The 19043-nt window shown below is 67.3% G+C and carries 15 protein-coding genes and 5 pseudogenes; 13 read left to right on the top strand and 7 right to left on the bottom strand.

What is annotated here, in order from left to right:
- Positions 1 to 82 precede the first annotated feature (82 nt).
- A complete protein-coding gene (locus AC3IYJ_RS39355) occupies positions 83 to 565 on the bottom strand; it encodes a MoaF-related domain-containing protein (protein WP_489399262.1) in 483 nt (160 codons plus the stop codon).
- Between the two features lie 779 nt (positions 566 to 1344).
- On the opposite strand from AC3IYJ_RS39355, the gene AC3IYJ_RS39350 reads away from it, so the two are divergent.
- The 5 genes and pseudogenes from AC3IYJ_RS39350 to AC3IYJ_RS39330 all read left to right on the top strand — a co-directional run bounded on the left by AC3IYJ_RS39350 (position 1345) and on the right by AC3IYJ_RS39330 (position 6248).
- Entirely contained in the window at positions 1345 to 1647 is a 303-nt protein-coding gene (locus tag AC3IYJ_RS39350) for a hypothetical protein (protein WP_489399261.1), read from the top strand.
- 267 nt (positions 1648 to 1914) lie between these two features.
- Positions 1915 to 2313: pseudogene (locus tag AC3IYJ_RS39345) on the top strand (recombinase family protein); the annotation flags it as partial.
- Positions 2314 to 2524: 211 nt separating this feature from the next.
- Positions 2525 to 3640, top strand: coding sequence for a recombinase family protein (locus tag AC3IYJ_RS39340; RefSeq protein ID WP_489403060.1), 1116 nt, complete (start codon positions 2525 to 2527; stop codon positions 3638 to 3640).
- Positions 3607 to 4833, top strand: a complete 1227-nt coding sequence (locus tag AC3IYJ_RS39335; RefSeq protein WP_489399260.1) for a transposase — start codon at positions 3607 to 3609, stop codon at positions 4831 to 4833. The genes AC3IYJ_RS39340 and AC3IYJ_RS39335 overlap by 34 nt, the downstream gene beginning before the upstream one ends.
- A gap of 965 nt (positions 4834 to 5798) precedes the next feature.
- Positions 5799 to 6248: a hypothetical protein gene (locus tag AC3IYJ_RS39330; protein ID WP_489399259.1), complete on the top strand. Its 450-nt coding sequence runs from the start codon at positions 5799 to 5801 to the stop codon at positions 6246 to 6248.
- Between the two features lie 93 nt (positions 6249 to 6341).
- Here the strand turns inward: AC3IYJ_RS39330 and AC3IYJ_RS39325 are convergent.
- Both AC3IYJ_RS39325 and AC3IYJ_RS39320 read right to left on the bottom strand, forming a co-directional pair.
- Positions 6342 to 7052 (bottom strand): annotated as a pseudogene (locus AC3IYJ_RS39325) (IS6 family transposase).
- A gap of 77 nt (positions 7053 to 7129) precedes the next feature.
- Positions 7130 to 7879 (bottom strand): annotated as a pseudogene (locus tag AC3IYJ_RS39320) (transposase).
- Positions 7880 to 8196: 317 nt separating this feature from the next.
- Between AC3IYJ_RS39320 and AC3IYJ_RS39315 the strand changes: the two are divergent.
- Complete coding sequence (locus AC3IYJ_RS39315) at positions 8197 to 9411, top strand: IS110 family RNA-guided transposase (RefSeq protein ID WP_489399258.1); 1215 nt, start codon at positions 8197 to 8199, stop codon at positions 9409 to 9411.
- A gap of 117 nt (positions 9412 to 9528) precedes the next feature.
- Here AC3IYJ_RS39315 and AC3IYJ_RS39310 read toward each other — a convergent pair.
- Positions 9529 to 10491, bottom strand: a pseudogene (locus AC3IYJ_RS39310) (DUF2399 domain-containing protein).
- Between AC3IYJ_RS39310 and AC3IYJ_RS39305 the strand changes: the two are divergent.
- Both AC3IYJ_RS39305 and AC3IYJ_RS39300 read left to right on the top strand, forming a co-directional pair.
- Complete coding sequence (locus AC3IYJ_RS39305) at positions 10484 to 10948, top strand: hypothetical protein (RefSeq protein WP_489399257.1); 465 nt, start codon at positions 10484 to 10486, stop codon at positions 10946 to 10948. The pseudogene AC3IYJ_RS39310 and the gene AC3IYJ_RS39305 overlap by 8 nt on opposite strands.
- Before the next feature lie 18 nt (positions 10949 to 10966).
- On the top strand, positions 10967 to 11563 hold the full coding sequence (locus AC3IYJ_RS39300) for a hypothetical protein (protein ID WP_489399256.1): 597 nt from the start codon (positions 10967 to 10969) through the stop codon (positions 11561 to 11563).
- Between the two features lie 53 nt (positions 11564 to 11616).
- Here the strand turns inward: AC3IYJ_RS39300 and AC3IYJ_RS39295 are convergent.
- From AC3IYJ_RS39295 to AC3IYJ_RS39285, 3 genes and pseudogenes are all read right to left on the bottom strand, one after another.
- Positions 11617 to 11769 (bottom strand): annotated as a pseudogene (locus AC3IYJ_RS39295) (DDE-type integrase/transposase/recombinase); the annotation flags it as partial.
- Between the two features lie 45 nt (positions 11770 to 11814).
- Complete coding sequence (locus tag AC3IYJ_RS39290) at positions 11815 to 12234, bottom strand: IS3 family transposase (protein WP_489399255.1); 420 nt, start codon at positions 12232 to 12234, stop codon at positions 11815 to 11817.
- On the bottom strand, positions 12231 to 12470 hold the full coding sequence (locus AC3IYJ_RS39285) for a transposase (RefSeq protein WP_489399254.1): 240 nt from the start codon (positions 12468 to 12470) through the stop codon (positions 12231 to 12233). Before AC3IYJ_RS39285 ends, AC3IYJ_RS39290 begins: the two co-directional genes overlap by 4 nt.
- Before the next feature lie 10 nt (positions 12471 to 12480).
- On the opposite strand from AC3IYJ_RS39285, the gene AC3IYJ_RS39280 reads away from it, so the two are divergent.
- The 5 genes from AC3IYJ_RS39280 (at position 12481) to AC3IYJ_RS39260 (ending at position 18986) form a co-directional block, all read left to right on the top strand.
- On the top strand, positions 12481 to 12621 hold the full coding sequence (locus tag AC3IYJ_RS39280) for a hypothetical protein (RefSeq protein ID WP_489399253.1): 141 nt from the start codon (positions 12481 to 12483) through the stop codon (positions 12619 to 12621).
- A 162-nt stretch (positions 12622 to 12783) separates the two neighbouring features.
- Positions 12784 to 14196, top strand: a complete 1413-nt coding sequence (locus AC3IYJ_RS39275) for an FAD-binding oxidoreductase (RefSeq protein WP_489399252.1) — start codon at positions 12784 to 12786, stop codon at positions 14194 to 14196.
- A complete protein-coding gene (locus tag AC3IYJ_RS39270; protein WP_489399251.1) occupies positions 14193 to 15569 on the top strand; it encodes a cytochrome P450 in 1377 nt (458 codons plus the stop codon). The genes AC3IYJ_RS39275 and AC3IYJ_RS39270 overlap by 4 nt, the downstream gene beginning before the upstream one ends.
- 141 nt (positions 15570 to 15710) lie before the next feature.
- Positions 15711 to 17075: a lipase family protein gene (locus tag AC3IYJ_RS39265; RefSeq protein ID WP_489399250.1), complete on the top strand. Its 1365-nt coding sequence runs from the start codon at positions 15711 to 15713 to the stop codon at positions 17073 to 17075.
- A 12-nt stretch (positions 17076 to 17087) separates the two neighbouring features.
- Positions 17088 to 18986 (top strand): peroxidase family protein, encoded by a 1899-nt coding sequence (locus AC3IYJ_RS39260; protein ID WP_489399249.1) that lies wholly within the window; start codon positions 17088 to 17090, stop codon positions 18984 to 18986.
- The last annotated feature ends 57 nt before the right edge of the window (positions 18987 to 19043 follow it).

Genomic DNA, 19043 nt, shown 5'->3' with positions numbered 1-19043 from the left:
GCAACCTGACAGCACCCCCAACCGTTCACGCCCCCCACAACGTGACAGCCCAACGCCCTGCCGCGCCGCCCGCGGCTGTGGATCAGGCGATCTGGGTGAGGGAGGCGGCGTGTAGCTCGCCGACCCGGTTACTGTCGGCGGTGGCGTACGTCCAGTACACCGAGACGCGCTTGGTGCTGAGGTCCATGACGTGGGATACCGTCATGCCGGACGATTCCACCCAGTTGACGTGATAAACACCGTCCCGTATCCGCTGCACGGACACGGTCTCGTTTCCGTTGTACCCCTTGAATGGACCTTCCAGCGCTTCCCAGTGGAGCCGGGTGCCGTCAGCGGAATAGCTGTTCTGGTACACAACACCGTTGTCGACCTCCAGTCGGTAGACATGTCCGGCGAAGGCAGGAATCCCGTCCCGGGCGTCCGTGGCACTGGCTTGCGAAACCAGGGTGCGAGCGCCGGAGTAAGCTGCGGCAGGCCCCACAGTAGTCACAGTGATGACGGCGGTAACGGCAACGGCGGCAACAGCAGTGGATATGGCGCGGGTTCGCTTAGCGAGGACACGCATGAGCGATCAGCTCCTTATTGAAAATGGGTTTGGTTAACAGTGACAGCGATGACGCACAACCACGCTCAACGCCTGACGAAGGTAAAAAGATCTGTACAGAGGCCCGTTTGGCCGAGCATCCACCAGGACGTTACGGCCCATAACAGGTCCTCACCCAGCAACCCGACAGCTCTGCTGACTGTCGCCCATAAGTACGGGTTATTCCGGCAGGGACTTGGATCGGTGTCGCGCTGTCGCCACCGTACCCCACGGTGCCCGCACCTCGTTGAACACGCAGCAAGAATGGCTCGAATGGCAGCCCCAAGCTGACGGCCTGAAGCTAGAGCGAAATCCCTACTCAGGCCCAGGCTCTCACCCTTCCAACGGTGAGGACAGAATTGCAGCTCTCCTGTCGAATCCGTGGGTTATCGGTTCGGGAGTTGACAGGCTGGTAGGTGTGGGCGGTGTCCGCCGAGGCTGCGCATGGCGAGGGTGGTCTTCGACCGGCTCCTTGAATGCTGCAAGGACGCCGGCCTGGTGGCCGCCGGGGGTAAACAACGCACCGACTCGACTCATGTGATCAGTGCGGTGCGGGACTTGAACTGTCTGGAGCTGGCCGGGGAGAGTGTGCGGGCGGCGCTGGAGGCTCTCGCAGTCGCGGCGCCTCTCTGGCTGACCGGGCAGATCGATGTCACGGAGTTCGCCAAGCGGTATGGGCCCCGGATCGACGGCTGGCGGATCTGTCCTCGAAGACGAAGCGCGACCGTCTCGCCCAGGTTTTCGGCCAGGACGCCCTCACGTTGTGCCGGGCCGCCTGGGCCGAGGACGCCCCGGGCCGGATCCGGGAGATCGAGGCCGTGTACCTGCTGCGGCAGGTCCACGTGCAAACCTACGTCATCCGCAGCGATTCCCGGGGACGGCAGGTGATCAAGAAGCGGGACGCCGACGACGGCGTTCCGCCCGGCAGGCTCCGCCCGGCCTCCCCCTACGACGCGGACGCACGCTGGGCGGCCAAGGGCGACGACCTGTTCTGGACGGGCTACAAGATCCAGACTCCTACATCGCAAAAGGTAACTTCGAGTTCCAGGTCACCGCGGGTCTGACAGCAGACTTGAGAACCCGGTCGCCCAGGGCCGCAGACGGGTGAGGCATCCGGCGCTACGGTCGAAGTGCAGGTGGTGGTCGCGGCGATGTCCCACCGGAATCCGGCCGTGTGCGGTGAGTTCACCGCCGGCCTGGAGCGTTGATGGGCCTCCCCGGGATCACGGTCGAGTTCGTCCTCGACCGGCTGAGTGCGGTGGAGCTCGCCGCTGCCTACCAGATCCTCGTCCCTGTCCGGGGACGAGCTGTTCACCCAGGCCCACGAGGTGATGGCCGTGATCCATGCAGCGCTTTACGCCCGAGTGTCCTCGGCGCGGCAGAAACAGCACGAGACGATCGACAGTCAGATTGCCTGCCTGCGGGAACACGCCCAGGGACAGGGGTGGGAGATTCCCCCGGAGTGGGTGTTCACCGACGAGGGATGGTCGGGATCGACCCTGGTGCGGCCGGCCCTGGAGCGGCTGCGGGACCTCAGTGCCCAGCGGCTGGTTGAGCGGGTGGTGTGCCTGTCACCGGACCGGCTGGCCCGCAACTACGCCTACCAGGTGGTCTTGGTCGAGGAGTTGACGAAGAACGGCACCGAAGTCGTCTTCATCCACAACCCGGTGGCCACCACCCCCGAGCAGGCCCTGATGGTGCAGTTCCAGGGCATGATCGCCGAGTACGAGCGGGCCCAGACCTCAGAGCGCACCCGCCGGGGCAAGCTGCACCGGGCCCGGAACGGCGAGGCCAGCGTCCTGGGCCGGGCCCCCTACGGCTACAGGTACCTGTCCCGGGCCGAGTACGGGGCCGCCGCCTACGCGGTCGCCCCGACCGAGGCCCCGGTGGTGGCCAGGATCTTCCAGCGGTACGCGGCCGGCGGGGTCTCGATGCAGGCCACTGGCCCGGGAACTGACCCGCGACCACGTCCCCTCCCCTCAGGGCAACCCTCAATGGGACGCCGGCACGCTCGGCCGGCTACTGTGCAATCCCGCCTATACGGGGCGGGCATGCTTCGGGAAGACCCGGACCGCGGCCGCTCCCTCCCGCCCCAACCGGACCTCACGCCTTGCCGGACGCAGCATCTCACCGCAGGCCGGAGTCACCGCCCGACCGCGCGAGGAATGGATCGAAATCCCCGTTCCCGCGCTGGTCAGCGAGGAGGTCTTCGCCCTGGTACAGCGACGGCTGGCGGAGAACGCGAAGTTCTCCCCGCGCAACACCAAGGTCCCGGTCCTTCTGCAGGGACTGCTGGTGTGCGACGTCTGCGGCTTCGCCTACAGTCGGACCTCGCAGGGACCCGGCCCGAAAAAGTACCGCTACTACCGTTGCCCGGGCACCAACGGATGGCAACTGCCGGGAGGCCTCCGGGTCTGCACCAGCCGACCGCTTCGGGCAGATGATCTCGACGAGCTGATCTGGCGGCAGGTGGTCGCTCTGCTCGCCGACCCTGCGCTGGTACGCATCGAGCTGGAGCGTCGCCTGGCGCGGATGCGCGACGCCGACCCAGTCCGCGCTCGCCAGGAACGGCTCCACCAGCAGATCACCACCGCCGAAGCGGCGATCAACCGCCTGGTGGGCGCGTATCAAGAAGAGCTGATCACCCTGGAGGAGCTCCGCGAGCGGGTCCCGGGGCTGCGAGCCCAGCGGCAAGGCCTCCACGGCCAACTCGAGGCACTGGCTGCCCAACTCGTCGACCAGCAGGCCTACCTCAAACTCGCCGAGAACCTGGAAGGGTTCCTGGGCCGGCTCCGCGAAGGCGCGCGCACCACCTCGGTCCTGGAGCGCCAGCGCGTCCTGCGAGCGGTGGTCAAGGAAGTTCGGATCGGCCCCGACAAGATCACTATCAGACACTCGATACCGTCCACCAGTTCGGACCCCACCCCGGGTTACCTATTGCAACGCGGTCGTCCACCTCACGGAAACGTGCACCACGCTCCCCGACGCCGACACAGCGGCAGGGGCAGGGGCGATGCACCGACGTGCACACGACCGACGCGACCGTGCCGGATGTGAAGGCCACCGCCCCGATCCAGCACAAGCTCACCGAACACGGGGTGAAGCCCGCCGAGCACTACCTCGACTCCGGCTACCCGTCGGCCGGCTTGATCACCGAGGCCCAGAAGCAGGGCACCCGCATGGTCACCCCGGTCCTCCTGGACCGATCCGCGCAGGCCAAGGCCGCCGAAGGCTTCGAGAAGAACGCCTTCACCATCAACTGGAAGACCCGCCAAGCTCGCTGCCCCGCTGGCAAGACCAGTTCCCACTGGAACCCCGTCAAGCAGTACGGCAAGGACGCCATCGTGATCACCTTCAGCGTCCTCACCTGCCGGGACTGCCCCTTCCGGAAGCAGTGCACCACCTCGAAACGCGGGCGCCGCATGCTCACCCTGAGGCCCGAGGAACTCCACGAAAACCTCGCCCGGGCCCGCGTCGAACAGAAGACCGACACCTGGAAGAACAAGTACCCCCCTCCGAGCCGGCGTCCAAGGCACCATCAACCAGGCCCTCGACATCACCGACATCCGCCCGGCCCGCTACCGCGTCCTACCGAAAGTCCGCCTCCAGCACGCCTTCTCCGCCACCGCGCTCAACATCGTAAGACTCGATGCCCACTGGACCACCGGGCCCCTCGACCGCACCCGCAACAGCCGACTCGAACGACTCAGCTACCGACTCTCTGCCTGAACGAATTGCGCAGCAGAGTCACCCTGGAGATCAAAGACATCTTCGCACGGTGCGAGCACCTGCACCGCCTGGACGGTCACGTGTGCTCCTTCGCCGCCATCATGACCGGCCGACGCGGCGCCGAAATCGCCGACTGGATCGAACGCGCCGAGGCCGACGACCTGCCCACACTCCACACCTTTGCCACCGGACTACGCCGCGGCCTGGCTGCGGTCACCAACGGCCTGAGCCTGGAACACAACTCCGGCGCCGTGAATGGAGCAGTCACACGAGCAAAAGCCCTCAAACGCCAGTGCTACGGGAGAGCCAAATTCGATCTCCTCGGACTCCGAATACTCCTGACACCTGACCCGTCACGTGATCGTCGCCAGAGCCCGTTTTCCGCCAGTACGCCAATTGCGCCAATTGCGCCAAGTTCATATGTCACAGGCGCGCCTCGGACCAAACAGCGCTACGCTTTTCAGCTGGATCATGAAGGTACAGCAAAATTAAGCGAGCGACGGCCGCCCCATCTCGCGTGAACGGCGGCAGTGTCCGCGAAGAGACATGACAGAGACCTCGCACCTCCGCCAAGACGTACCGAGGTCTCTGTCAGCAGCCACTGCGGCAACTCTCACCAACAGCGCAATGGGACCATACGACCAATCTCCCAATGCCGCCAGGATCCAGCAAAGGACGTTCAACCGATTCCGGCCCCGGCTTCAGATACGGGACGGCGACAGACGACGCGGCACGCCCGCCAGCAAGTCTGCCCGCACACTGACGCCATAGCACATGATGGGCTGCGCTGGGGTGAACCGACGGACGGGCCGGCAGACCGCCTGACCCGGCCTCCTCGCCCGCGCCTGAAAGCCCCGGCGCTTTTGGATACCGCGGGCCCGTTGGAGAAACGATCCCGAGAGGAGTGCTGGACCACACTGAGTACCTCGTCGCCTGCCTCCAGCTGGGCTTCTTCCCCAGAACCCCACCTCGGCGAAGCGAGAGTGCGGGCGGCGCATTTCCCACGGCCAAGATCCTCGAAGTGATCGACCTCATCCAGCTGCGGCGCCAGGAGCTGGCGCCGCAGGGAGGTCTGGACTTCAGAGCGGGCCAGCCTAATCCATGATATTCCCGGTGAATCGGTTACGGATCCGCGGATGCCGACCTGGGGCGGTCAGCGCGCTCCGGGGGTGGGGGCGTGCTGTGTTCATGCGCGCGGGTGGCGTGACCCCACGCGCTGTGCTTCTGCGCCTGGACGCAGCCGGTGCCTCGCAGGACATTCGCTTCGTGGCGGCTGTGTTGCCGTGCCGCGTTGGCGGTCATAGCCCGGTGTGGTTGGGGGCGTTGGCACCGGGAGAGAAGAAAAGAGGGGTCTGGAATGTCTGTCAGGAAATTCTTTTCGGGTGGTATCACTGTGGCCGGGCGGTACGGGGCTGTTGTGACGGGATCTGGTGCCCTGGTGGCGGCTTTGCTGGTCCCTTCTGATCCCGCTGCTTACGCTGCGGGCGTGGACGCCCAGTGCACGGGTGCGGTGACCTCCACCTACAGCCCCGGCATCACCAACACTCCGCAGACCGTCACGTTCCACGTGACCGGACAACTGGGGCCCTGTACATCGACGGGTGACCCTCAGCTGTCGTCGGGGACGTTCACCGCATCCGGTACCGGCACGTTCAGCTGCTCGTCGGTCACCACCGGCTTCCAGGAGGAGATCCACTGGAACGACGGGAAGGAGAGTGACATCGCCGGGACGATGGCCATAGGCGTCAACCCCCTGGGAGAAGACGTCTATGTCGCCAACGGAAAGGTCGTCAGCGACGGCGACAGCCACGAGGAGTTCATCGGCGACACCTACGTTTCCACCGGTCCTGTCCTCACCATTAACCCCCTCGCCTGCGCCGGCTCCGGCGTGACCAGCCAGTCCGGAACCATCGACATCACCATCACCAACCCGTAACCACAACAACCTGAACCGTGCTGTCAACTTTTAGTGTTCATGGGCGAGTTGGGGTATGTGAGAGGTGCTCGTCTCGCCGGGTTGCAGTCGTCGTCAGGATGCTGCTGTGCAGCCGGTGGCCTGCTTCCAGGTGAAGAATCGTTCGGTCATTTCGTGTCGCCAGGCGCGGGCGGCGAGGAGGTGGCGTCGACGAGGTCGGAAGTGGGGCGAGATGGAGCTTTACACGAACAGAAACCTCTGGGCGTGGCCCGGCGAGGTGAAGCGTCGCATGGCTCTCTCGCGCTGCCTCGTAGGCTGGTGGCTGTTCTCGGCCCGGTTGTTCAAGTACTTCGAGGAGCGGTGCTCCACCGAGGGCATCACCTCGCGGCGGGCGGCCCCGTAGGAACGCAGCTTGTCCGTCACGATCACGCGGGGCACGTACTCGCAGTCCTTGAGGAGACGGCGGAAGAACCGCTTCGTCGCCTGCGCGCTCTGCTTGTTCTGGACGAGGATGTCGAGGACGTTGCCGTCCTGGTCGACAGCCCGCCACAGGTAGTGGATCTTCCCATTGATCTTGATGAACACCTCGTCCATGTACCACTTGTCACCCGGCTGGGGACGGCGCCGGCGCAAGCCGCTGGCGTAGGTCTGCCCGAACTTCTGGCACCACTGACGCACCGTCTCGTACGAGACCACGACACCCCGCTCCAGCAGAAGCTCCTCGACCTCGCGACAGGAGAGCGGGAAGCGGAAGTGCAGCCACGCCCCGTGCGGGATGGCCTCCACCGGGTAGCGGAACCCCCGGTACGACGGCGGCGTGTCCACGAGCAGTCCCTCCTCGACACGATCAGCCCGAAGATCGCCTCACGGAGCCTCCACCCACAAGTTGCCAGTGAGCGTTTTCAGCGGTGAGCCTCCCGGGTGAGGATGGCTCTGAGGATTGACGTGAGTCTGCTGGGGCTGCAGCGGGCTTTGCGGGGGGTGCGCCAGGTCTTGATCCGGGCGATGGCTCTCTCAACGGGCCACCGGAGCCGGGAGTGTGCCCGGTTGACACACTTCTGTCCGGTCGTGAGGTCCTTCCCGGGCTTGCGGCGGTGGGGCACGGCGACGATGTCGCCTGCTCCTTGGTACGCCTTGTCGGCCAGAACGGGAATGCCCAGGCGGATGCAGGCGCGATGATCCGGTGCCAGCGGGCCGCGGTCAGATCATGGACGCGCCCCGCAAGAGCGGACGAGATCCACACCAGTGTTCCGTCTGGCGTGGTGATGACCTGCAGGTTTACTCCGTGGCGGCGATGTTTGCCCGAGTAGTCAGCCCGGCTGTCGCCGACGCGGTCGCACTCGGCAAGGGTCCCGTCGAGCAGGACGTACCGGGCGTCCTTGGCCCGCAGGGCCGCGGTCAGGCCGGGTGCCCGGCCGGCCAGAAGGGCTGACTACCGCGTAGACGTAGGCGTGGGCGGTGCCCACGCTTATCTCGAACCCGGCTGCGATCTGATGGCGGGTCTCGTTTTTCTTCAGGTACACCAGCGCGGCCAGGGCCCGGCCTGACGGCGAGAGCTTGCACCTGCGGCCACCCTCACGGGTGACGATCAGCATCGTCACCCACTCCACGAGTGCCTGCGGGACATCGAGTACGGCACGATAAGGAACCAACAGAGCCTCACCGGTGAGCAGCTGAGCCTAGACAACTCGCTCAACACCGATGGGGCTCTGCCCGTTCCGCAGCCACCTCCACGTCACCCGATCCATACCGTTCGTCGTGGGCCGTTCCGGTCATTCGTAGGATCGGAGCACCCAGGGGTGCTGGGTATGGCTGTCACCCGATAGCCGATGATGTGGCTTCCACTGATTGGCCGCCCGGCACCCCGCGACGACTCGGCCGCTAATTGGGATACGCGAACTGAATCGCTCGTATGGATGCGTCGGCGAAGTCGTCTGCTGGGACACAACACCACGTTGGAGGAGGATCGGTGCCGGAATTGTGGGCCGGGACGGACGCGGGGAAGGCCGAGCACCACTGCACGGTCATCGACGCCAACGGGACGACGCTGCTGTCGCGGCGTGTGCCGAACAGCGAGGCTGAACTACTCGAACTCCTCGGTGACGTATTGGGGATAGCCGACGGCGGCCCGGTCACCTGGGCCGTCGACCTGAACGCCGGCGGGGCCTCCTTGTGGATCGCGCTGCTGGTCAACCACGGCCAGAAGGTGCTCTACATCCCCGGCCGGACCGTGCACCACGCCTCAGCGGCCTACCGGGGCAGCGGGAAGACGGACGCGAAGGACGCGTTCATCATCGCCGACACCGCCCGCATGCGCCGTGACCTGCAGCCGCTGCAGGAGCTCGGTGAGATCGCAGTAGACCTCCGGATTTTGACCGCGCGCCGGATCGACCTCGCGGCCGACCGCACTCGCGCGATCAACCGCCTCCGCGCGCAGCTGCTGGAGTACTTCCCCGCCCTGGAGCGTGCCTTCGATCTGAGCACCTCCAAGAGCGCGCTGATTCTGCTGGCCGGTTACCAAACCCCGGCAGCCCTGCGAAGGATCGGCCGGTCGCGGCTCACGACCTGGTTGAAGAACCACGGCGTGCGCACCAGCACCGCTGCCAGGAGCACGGCCGGGGCCGCGGTGACCGCCGGAGAGGCCCAGTTCACCGTCGTTCCCGGGGAAGGGACCTGCGCGCGGATGGTCCACACGCTGGCCGCGGCGGTGACGGCCCTCGACGAGGAAATATCGGAGCTCGAAGCCCAGATCGAGGCCCGGTTCCGGGAGCATCCCGACGCAGAGGTGATCACCAGCATGCCCGGCATCGGCATGACGCTGGGCGCCGAGTTCATCGCCGCTACCGGTGGAGACCTGTCCGTGTTCGGTAGCTCCGACCGGCTCGCCGGCGTGGCCGGCCTGGCCCCGGTCCCCCGTGACTCGGGCAAGGTCAGCGGTAACCTCCGCAGGCCCAGGCGCTACAGCAGGCGACTGCTGCGAATGTTCTATCTCTCTGCCCAGGTCGCCGCCGTATGCTGCCCTGAATCTAAGCGGTACTACCAACGCAAACGCGCGGAGGGAAAGTCCCACAAGCAAGCCGTCCTGGCCCTCGCCCGGCGCCGCCTGAACGCGCTCTGGGCACTCCTGCGCGACCACAAGCTCTTCGAGACCGCTGCGGCCCGCGCGGGCGCGACAGCGGTATGACCCGACCACAGTGGGTCACCACCGCCGCTTGACAACACCATTGGGAATCAGTGGCCGAGTTGAAAAGGTTCACTGCCCCACAACCGGCGCGTACGCCCCCACCCCGCCCCGGCTCAGCTAACGGGTGATGTCGGCCAGGAGTGCGGGGAGCAGGCGCTCCTCCATGACGGCCCGGCCCGACTTCTCCATGTCCCGGGCCAGTCCGGAGTCCCAGGGGCTGGCGGCGGGTGGTCCGACTAGGGAGGTGGACTCGCCCTGGCCGAGGGCGTCACGGTAGTCGGCGGCCGTCATGTGCCAGGGGCGGGCCCCGTGGCGTTCCACGGCGGCGGAGGTGATGCGCAGGCCCGCCCAGTCGAAGTCGGCGCGTCAGTGCAGCCGCGCACCGGCACGTGCGGCGTCGCCGAGCAGCTTGTGGCAGGCGGCGGACGGTACCCCCTCAGTGCACACGAGGGCCGCGCTCGCGGCTTCGAGTTCGGCGGCGGCGGTGCGCAGGACGGCCGGGTTCTCGCACACGAAGCTGTCGCGGTCGGCGGGGATGACGGGGTCGGACGTCAGCTGGTGAAGGGTTAGCCGGAACGGGATGCCGCAGTCGGCGGCGTCGCGCAGCCAGTCGCAGACCACCGTGTCACCCTCGGGCCGGATGCCCAGGAGGAGGACCTGGCTGGCCAGGTCGTCGGCGATCGCGCCCGCGCTCTCCCACAGGGCGCGGCGTCCGGCTCTGTCGCGCGGGACGCCGTCCCCGGTGCGCTGGGCGAGGGCGCGCAGGACGAGCTGTTCGAGCGGGGCACCGGAGACAAGCGATTTGGTGTCGCCGGTGGCCCACTCCGCGAGGACCGGCAGGGGCACGACGCGGGACGGGTCCTCGGGGAGCCTCTCCAGGACGCGCGCCGCCGCGTCGACCAGGGGTGCATCGCCGCGGCGCAGGAGCCGGGTGAGAGTGCCGTCCGCGGCGAGGCGGTCCAGCCAGGCCACGCAGGCCACGGCCCACGGGGATGACCGGCGAGCCGGTCCGCCGCGCGAGGGCACCGCGCTCCTGCAGGGCCTGGCGGTCTGCGGCCGCTGCGGGCGGCGGATGACCATCGCCTACCACCTCCGCCAAGGCCACGAGGTCAGCGACTACCGGTGCATGACCCACGCGATCCAGGACGGCGGACAGGTCTGCCAGCGCATTCCCGGCCCGAGCATCGAGGCGGCCGTGGCCGAACTCCTGCTGCAGATACTCACCCCGCTCGCGGTGGAGACGGCCCTGGCGGTGAGCAATGAGATCACCGCCCGTGCCACCGAGGCCGACCGGATGCGCACGACGCATCTCCAGCGCGCCCAGTACCGGGCCGACCTGGCCAAACGACGCTATCTCGCGGTCGACCCGGACAACCGCCTGGTCGCCGACTCGCTCGAGCCCGACTGGAACGCGGCCCTGCGCGAGGTGGCCCACGCCCGCAGCGACGTCGAACGCGCCCGCACCCTGGCTGGCCCGCACCAGCAGGCGAGCCATGAACAAATCACCCGCCTCGCCAGTGATGTGAAGGCTTTGTGACGCGATCCAGCCACTCCGATGCGCGAGCGCAAGCGCATCGCCCGCCTGTTGATCGACGACGTCACCCTGATCAAGGATGACGACATCACCGTCCACATCCGGCTCAGCGCCGGCCAGACCCACACCCTCCACCTCCCGTTGCCGCTGGGCGGCGGCAAACTGTGGCAGACCCCACGTCCGGTCGTGGCCGCGATCGACAAACTCCTCGAGGACCACACCGACGCCGAGATCGCCGCCATCCTCAACCAGCGCGGCCTGACCAGCGGCAAAGGATGCTCCTTCCAGCGCCTCCTGGTCCGAGACATCCGCGAGAACTACCAACTCCGCAACCGCCACGACCGCCTGCGCGACCGCGGCCTGCTGACAGCCCCCGAACTCGCCGTACTCCTCGACGTCAGCGTCCCGACCATCTGGAAGTGGCACCGGGTCGGCCTGATCGAGGGCGAGAAGTACAACGACAAGAACGCCCGCCTCTACCCGCCGCCAGGCCCCCAACCCGCCCCGCGTCCAGCAAGGCATCCGCCTCGACCGCCGCCGACCGGCGACAACGCCCTCAAAGTGAACCCGATGGGAAAAGAGGTGCAGTGTGATGACAAGCGTTTGTCCCAGCACTGACCCGTGCGCGCAACGGACAGTTTTACCCTGAACTCCCTTGCCAGGAAGGCGAGTTCACAGCTGGTGTATTGGCATCCTCGGTTGGAGTGAAAGATCACTGGGCCGGACGGACGGCGGGTGTGGCAGGCGGCCTCGAGGGCGTTGGCGACGAGTTCGGTTCGCAGGTGGTCGGCGGTGGCCCAGCCGACGACGCGGCGGGAGGCGATGTCGATGACGGTGGCCAGGTAGAGCCAGCCCTCGTCGGTGGCGATTTAAGTGATGTCGCCGCACCAGCGGGTGTCGACCGCTGCCGGGTCGGGCCGAAAGTCGCGGAGGACCAGGTCAGGGCGCGTGGCGACCTGGGGGTCGGGGATGGTGGTGCGGTGCCGTCGACGACGGTGGCGGCCGGTGAGTCCGGCTTGCCGCATCAGGCGGGCCACCCGCCTGATGCCGCAGTCGGCGCCCTCGCGCTTGAGGACGGCGTGAATGCGCAGGGATCCGTGGGTTCCGCGTGACTGCTGGTGAAGGATGGTGATCCGCTCGGTCAGCTCAGCGTCTCGCTTCGTGCGGGGACCAGGGACACCGGTGCGGCGGGCGTAGTAGGCGGTTCGGGAGACCTCGAGCAGTTCACATGCCTTCTTGACGCTGTGAGCTGCAGTTTTCTCCGCCTCGATGAACGGGTGCACGTTCACCGGGTCTCCGTCGCGAAGAAAGCCGTCGCACGCTTGAGGACCTCGACGTCCCCCCGCAGCCTGCGGTTCTCCCGCCGCAGAACCGCCGGCTCCTCGCGCTCGCTGCTGCTCAGAGCGTCCCGATCGCCCGCATCGACCTCGGCGTGACGCACCCAGCTCCGCACCGCCGTCTCGGTCAGGTCGAAGTCCTTGGCCACCTGGCCGACCGAGCGGTCACCACGCCGACACAGACCCACAATCTCGGCCTTGAACTCCGCCGTGAACGAGCGTCAAGGACGCACCTTCTTCTTCGCCATGCTCTCCATGATGGACATCATCCTTCCGGGGCCCAAGCCCCTGATCTCGGATGTCCGTCAAAGCGAAGCAAGCCCACACCACCTGCCTTGATCACGTTGACAGGTTCCGGTTTTAAACCCGATTCAGAGAGAGTGCGGTGTGTGTGGATGCACTTCTGGGTGCCTCCGCGCTCGCTCGTGTGAGTGATATCCGAACAGCGCCCACCCGTGGGAGCTTCGGATTGTCCCTTTCCGTCTGTCCCAGAAGGCTGTCATGTCTGCAACCACGGCCTCTCCCCTCCTGTTGACCAGGCTCGGATCTGCGCTCCCCGCCGACGTCCTGCTGACCGACCCGGCGGCCCGCGCCGCGCACTCCCGGGACTCCGCGCCCTTCTCCGAATGCGGAGCCCCCGCAGTCGTCGCAGTGCCCCGTAACGCCGAGCAGGTCGAGCACATCATGAGGACCGCCTACGAGCTGGGCGTCCCGGTCGTGCCGCAGGGCGCTCGTACCGGGCTCGCAGGTGCGGCCAACGCCGTCGACGGCTGCGTTGTCTTGTCCACGGCAGCCATGGACAAGATCCTTTCCGTCGACCCCGCCAACCGCCTGGTGCGCTGTGAGCCCGGGGTCACCACACGCCGTTTGGCGGAAGCCGTCGCTGAGCACGGGCTGACCTACCCGCCGGACCCCGCTTCCTGGGAGCAGTGCACCGTTGGTGGCAACATCGCCACCGCCGCAGGTGGCATCTGCTGCGTGAAGTACGGAGTCACCGCTGACTACGTCCTCGGGCTGGATCTGGTACTGCCCGACGGTCGTCGGATGCGTACCGGGCGTGACACTGCCAAGGGGGTCGCCGGATACGATCTGACGCACCTGATCGTCGGCTCGGAGGGTACGTTGGCCGTGGTCGTCGGCGCTACCCTCGCCTTGCGGCCCGCCCGACCGCCTGCGCTATCGCTGCTCGCTCAGTTCCCGAGCCTGACCACCGCCGGGGACGCCGTTGCCGCGATCACCGCCGCCGGCCACACCCCCTCCGCGCTCGAACTCCTGGACCGGGCCACCACGCAGGCCATCGTAGACCTGGGTAGTCATCCCCTGCTGAGCCCAGGCAGTGCGGCCACCCTCATCGTGGAGAGCGACACAGCCTCCCCTTCCGCCGACCTGAGGGCCATGGAACTGCTCTGCAGGCAGGCGGGCGCCGACCTCGTGACCGTCTCGACCACCAGCGAGGGAGCCAGCGAGATCATCGAAGCACGCCGCCTGGTCGGCCCGGCTCTCGCCGCGTACATGGCCTCCCACGGCAGCGGGCTCACAGCCTTCATCGAGGACGTGGCGGTGCCCCGCTCCGAACTCCCCACCCTCATCGGCCTGATCGAGCAGATCGCCGATCGTCACCGGCTGAAGATCTTCACCCTCGGCCACGCTGGGGACGGCAATCTGCACCCCACGGTCGTCTTCGACTTGTCCGACCCGGACGAATTGGCCCGCGCCCGGTCCGCCTACGACGACATCCTGGCCGCCGGTTTGGACCTGGGCGGTACAAGCACTGGCGAGCACGGCATCGGCACCTTGAAGCGGGAGTGGCTGGAACGCGAACTGGGATCCGTCTCCCTGGAACTCCAGCGCGGCCTCAAACGGCTCTTCGACCCGAAGAACCTCCTCAACCCGGGAAAGGTGTTCTTACCATGACCCACTCTCCCCAGGCAGCGAACAGCGGCCGTGACCATATTTCCGCTACGCCGCCGGTCCGCGCGGGCATGACCGAAACCCTCCGCTTCGTCGCCACTCACAGCCTGCCCGTCTTCGTCCGCGGGGTCATCAACCCCCGGTTCCGGGTTATGGCGCTGTACTCCCGTCTGAACCAGCCTCGCTGGTCGAACGCGACCCTGCGCGCGATGAAGGCCCGGCACGGCGGCGCGCCCGTCCAGGTGCGTGCCCTCTCCGGCGAGATGCTCGTCCTGTTCGACCAGGCGGACATCAGGCGGTTCTTCGAGGAACCCGTGGAGATTTTCTCCATGGACGCGGACGACAAGTACAACAGCCTGTCCGTCCTCGAACCCACAGGCGTGATCTGCTCGCATGGTGCCCGGCGCGAGGACCGACGGAAGGTCAACGACGAGGCCCTCGCATCCGACCAGCCCGTACACCCGTCCTACGAGGAGTTCCGGACCGTTGTCGAGGAGGAGTGCCAGCCGCTCACCGGGCACGCCACCGTCGACTTCCCCCTGCTGCGGCAGATCGTCGCCCGGATATCCCGGCGCGTGGTGCTCGGCGACCGTGCGGCGGACGACGAGGAACTGACCGGCTGGCTCGTCACCCTGCGAAGCCAGGCCAACTGGATGGGCAAGAGCAAGCCTGCGGAGAACAAAGCGCTGTACGCGAGGGCCGAATGCCGGATCGCACAGTACGCGGCCGACGCGCCCCCGCACACCCTCGCCGCCCGCGCGATGAGCGGGCCCTCCCCGCAGGGCACCGACCCGCTCGGCCAGACCCACCACTGGCTGCTCGCCCTCGACAGCTGCGCGCCCATCATCGCTCGTACCCTGCTCCTCCTCGCACATCACCCGGCCGAACAGGACGCGGCACACAGCGAAGCCGTGGCCCGCATCCCCGCCCTCCCCAGGTTGCGGGCGTGCCTGCAGGAGTCCGTGAGGCTGTACCCCGTTGTCCCCGACCTCGTACGGGTCACCCGCGCTGAGACCGTATGGCGCGGCGTGCGCTACCCGCCAGGCATCAACGTCATGGTTCCGGCGAGTTTCCATCAGCGGGACCCGGATCAGGTTCCTGGCGGCCATCTTTTCGCGCCGGGCCGCTGGCTCGCACCCGACGCGGACAAGGACACTCGCATGGCGCCATTCAGCCATGGTGGTGCCCGATGCCCCGGCGACCGGCTCGGACTGCTGGTGACCTCGTTGATCTGCGCCGATGTGCTGCGAGGCCACCGGCTCGCCGGAGCCTGGCCCGTCCTCGACGTGGGCCGTCCGCTGCCCGGGGTCCTCGACACTGCCTCGATCCGCCTCCGCCTCGCACGCCTTCAGGGCGACGCTGCCACGGGCGAGTGAACCGGAGGGGCACGCCTCGGGAACGAGTCTGAGTGCGCGGAAGATACCGAGGAAGGAGGGATTTTCAATACACACGGCCTGGTGAGTCAGGCCTCAAAAGCCCCCGGAGGCCACCCGAACCCCCATGAGAGGAGCACGCCCATGTCCGAAGCCGTCAGGTCCGATACCGAACCGGACGTCGCCGCCCTTCACCACATCTGCCGTGAGCTGGCCGAGGCCGCGGACGCCGTACGGGAGGCTTCGCGCTACGCGTCCCGCATCGCTCTCGGCCCCCGACTGCCGCTGGCTGCGGCCGGCCCCCGCCATGCCCGGAATGCCCAGCGCACCCTGCTCAGGACCCTCATGGACCCCAAGGGGCTCGGCTGGTCCCCGAACGGGCGTACCGCGCTCGCTGGTGCCATATGGCTGGCCGGCGTATTCACCAGCCGGGAGAGCCTCGCCGTCAGCCTGGCCGTCGCGGGCCTCAAGGCACGGATCAGGGCAGCCTCGGTGCGCCACCCCGAACTTCTCGAAAACCCCACCACGTCCAAGGTGCTGCGCGCCATCGAGGAAGATCACCAAGCCGAGGCGGTACGCGTCTTCAAGGGCCTGCTGACCGATAAGGGGGCCGAGTACGCTCTCGCCCTGCTCGCGCCGTCCTTCACCGACATCATGGCCTGGAACGCGCTGACCGACGAGAACCCCTTCAACGACAACGCCGGCTGGCAGATCGCCACCGGACGCGCCCCGACCTCCGACTACCTGCTGGGAATCACCAACAAGTTCTGGCCCCTCCTGGACCGGGGCGCGGGGCGCGCCGAACCGCACACTCCGTCAGCCGAACTGTCCAGGGGCATTGACACTTCCGGCACCATCGTCGGGTACATCCGCAACATCGGGCTGATCGGCACACGCGGGCTGCTCCTGGTCCAGCAGGTCGTCGGTCCGGACGGGGCTCGGCGCTGCGTCGTCCAATTGGCCGGGATGGCACGCGGGTTCAAGGAGGAGACACCGCAGGACTTGGTCGGCAGTTTCAACGCCGTAGGTTCCATCGACACGGTATACACGCGCGCCGTGGGCAGAGCGCTGCGGCGGATCATTCCCTCGGGTACGGAACTCGCGCTGGTCGGCCACAGCCAGGGCGGGATCACCGCCATGAATCTGGCGGCGAGCCGGGACTTCAACGCGCTCTACACCATCACGCACGTGGTCGCCATCGGTTCGCCCATCGACCACAAACGCCCCGCCGACTCGCGGACCAAGGTGGTCTCGCTGGTCAACGAGCACGATGTCGTGCCGAGTCTGGAAGGCCGTTCGACGGTCTCCCCCTACTCGCTACCCGCCGAGTTCACCGAATTCACCTGGACCGACGACACTCACGCCTTCCCACTCTGCCATGCCGCCGAACGGTACGCACACAACCTCGAACACGAGGTGCCCGACGCAAGCGCGCACGTCGACTCCGAACTCGCCGCCTTCCGAGGCTCGGCGACCGACACCCACTTCTTCATCCTCCACGACCGCTGAGGATTTTCCCCCATGACCGACACCACCCCCCAGACCAGCCCGCCCACCGGCACTCCAGACACCCCTGATGTCGAGTTGCTGCCCGAGGCGGCCCGCCGTATCGCGCCGCCCGCGCAGCATGGGCCGCCCAGCCTGCTGGAGCGGCTGGAGTCCGCGGCCTTCGCCCAGATCAACCGCACCCGTGAATGGTACGAACTGCCAGGCCCGATCGGCCTGCTGAACCTGGCCGTGCTCCGCCAGGACCTACGCCGCCACAACCTGCACGACACCTTCGGCGCCGGCGGCGAACGCAACCGCCGCCCCACCCCGCACCTGGCTCCCCACCGCACCTACGACGGCTCCGGCTACGACCCATTCGATGTGGACATGGGGAAGACGGGCACCCGGCTGGACCGGAACTCCCCCCTGCACATGGCCTACCCCGACGACGACAGCGCCCTGATGGACCCCAGCCCCCGCGAGATCAGCCGCCACCTGCTGGCACGGCGCAGCTTCACCCCAGCGCCGACCCTCAACCTGTTGGCCGCGGCCTGGATCCAGTTCCAGAACCACGGCTGGGCCAACCACGGCGACAACGAGGAAGCCGAACCCTTCACCGTCCCTCTCGCGAAGGACGACAACTGGGCACAATGCCCGATGCGGGTCAACCGCACCCGCCCCGACCCCGTCTCCCACACCACCCCCCACGCCCCGCCGACGTACGAGAACACCGTCACGCACTGGTGGGACGGCTCACAGATCTACGGTTCCGACGAGGCCCGTTGCCGTTCTCTACGCACCGGGGAACACGGCCACCTCATCCTGGTCGACGGGCGGTTGCCATCCGATCCCCGACCCGGCATGGCCTGCCTCGACGCCACCGGGATGAACAGCGACTACTGGAGTGGCCTCTCGCTGCTGCACACGCTCTTCGCCAAGGAACACAACGCGATCTGCGACTTGATCCGCTCCCACCACCCCACTTGGAGCGACGAGCGGATCTTCCACACCGCACGCCTGGTCAACACCGCCCTCATGGCGAAGATCCACACGGTGGAGTGGACCCCCGGCATCCTCAACACCCCCATCCTGCAACGATCGATGGACGCCAACTGGTACGGGCTTCTGCCCCGCTGGGTCACCCGCCGCTTCGGGCGCGTCGGCGGCGAAGCCCTCAGCGGCATCCTCGGCTCCCGGACCGACCACCACGCCGCACCCTTTTCCATGACCGAAGAGTTCGTCTCCGCCTACCGCCTGCACCCACTTATCCCCGACGAGATCACGGTGCGGGAGCACCGCAGGGGGGCCACCCGGCAGGTCATCGGTTTCAACGACATGCAAGGCACCACCACCCGCAGCGCCATCGACTCATTCGGGATGAGCGACCTGCTCTATACCTTCGGCACCTCGAACCCCGGCGCGCTCATCCTGCACAACCACCCCGACGCCCTGCGCAACCTCTCCCGACTCTCAGGCGAACACATCGACCTGGGAACCGTAGACATTCTGCGCGACCGCGAACGCGGCATCCCCCGATACAACGCCTACCGGCAGATGCTCCGCAAACATCCCGTCGCCTCCTTCGAGGAACTGACCGGCGGACACCCGGGGGAAACCCCCCTCCTACGAGACCTCTACGAGGGCCGCCTCGACCGCGTCGACACACTCGTCGGCAACCTCGCCGAACCCCGCCCGGCCGGTTTCGGATTCAGCGACACACTCTTCCGGATCTTCATCCTTATGGCCAGCCGCCGCCTCAAGAGCGACCGCTTCTTCACCACCGACTACCGGCCCGAGATCTACACCACCGAGGGCCTCCAATGGATCGACCACAACTCCATGATCACAGTGCTGCAACGCCACCACCCCGAACTCACCCCCGCGCTCGACGGCGTAACAAACGCCTTCGCCCCCTGGACAGGACAACCGTGAGCCACTTCCCCACCACCGAACCACACCCACCCGGACCAGCCGAGGGCCTACGGAACC

The organism is Streptomyces sp. GL_140 (assembly GCF_057834465.1).
Note: the sequence above shows the minus strand (reverse complement) of the source record. Positions and strands in the feature narration are given on the sequence as shown.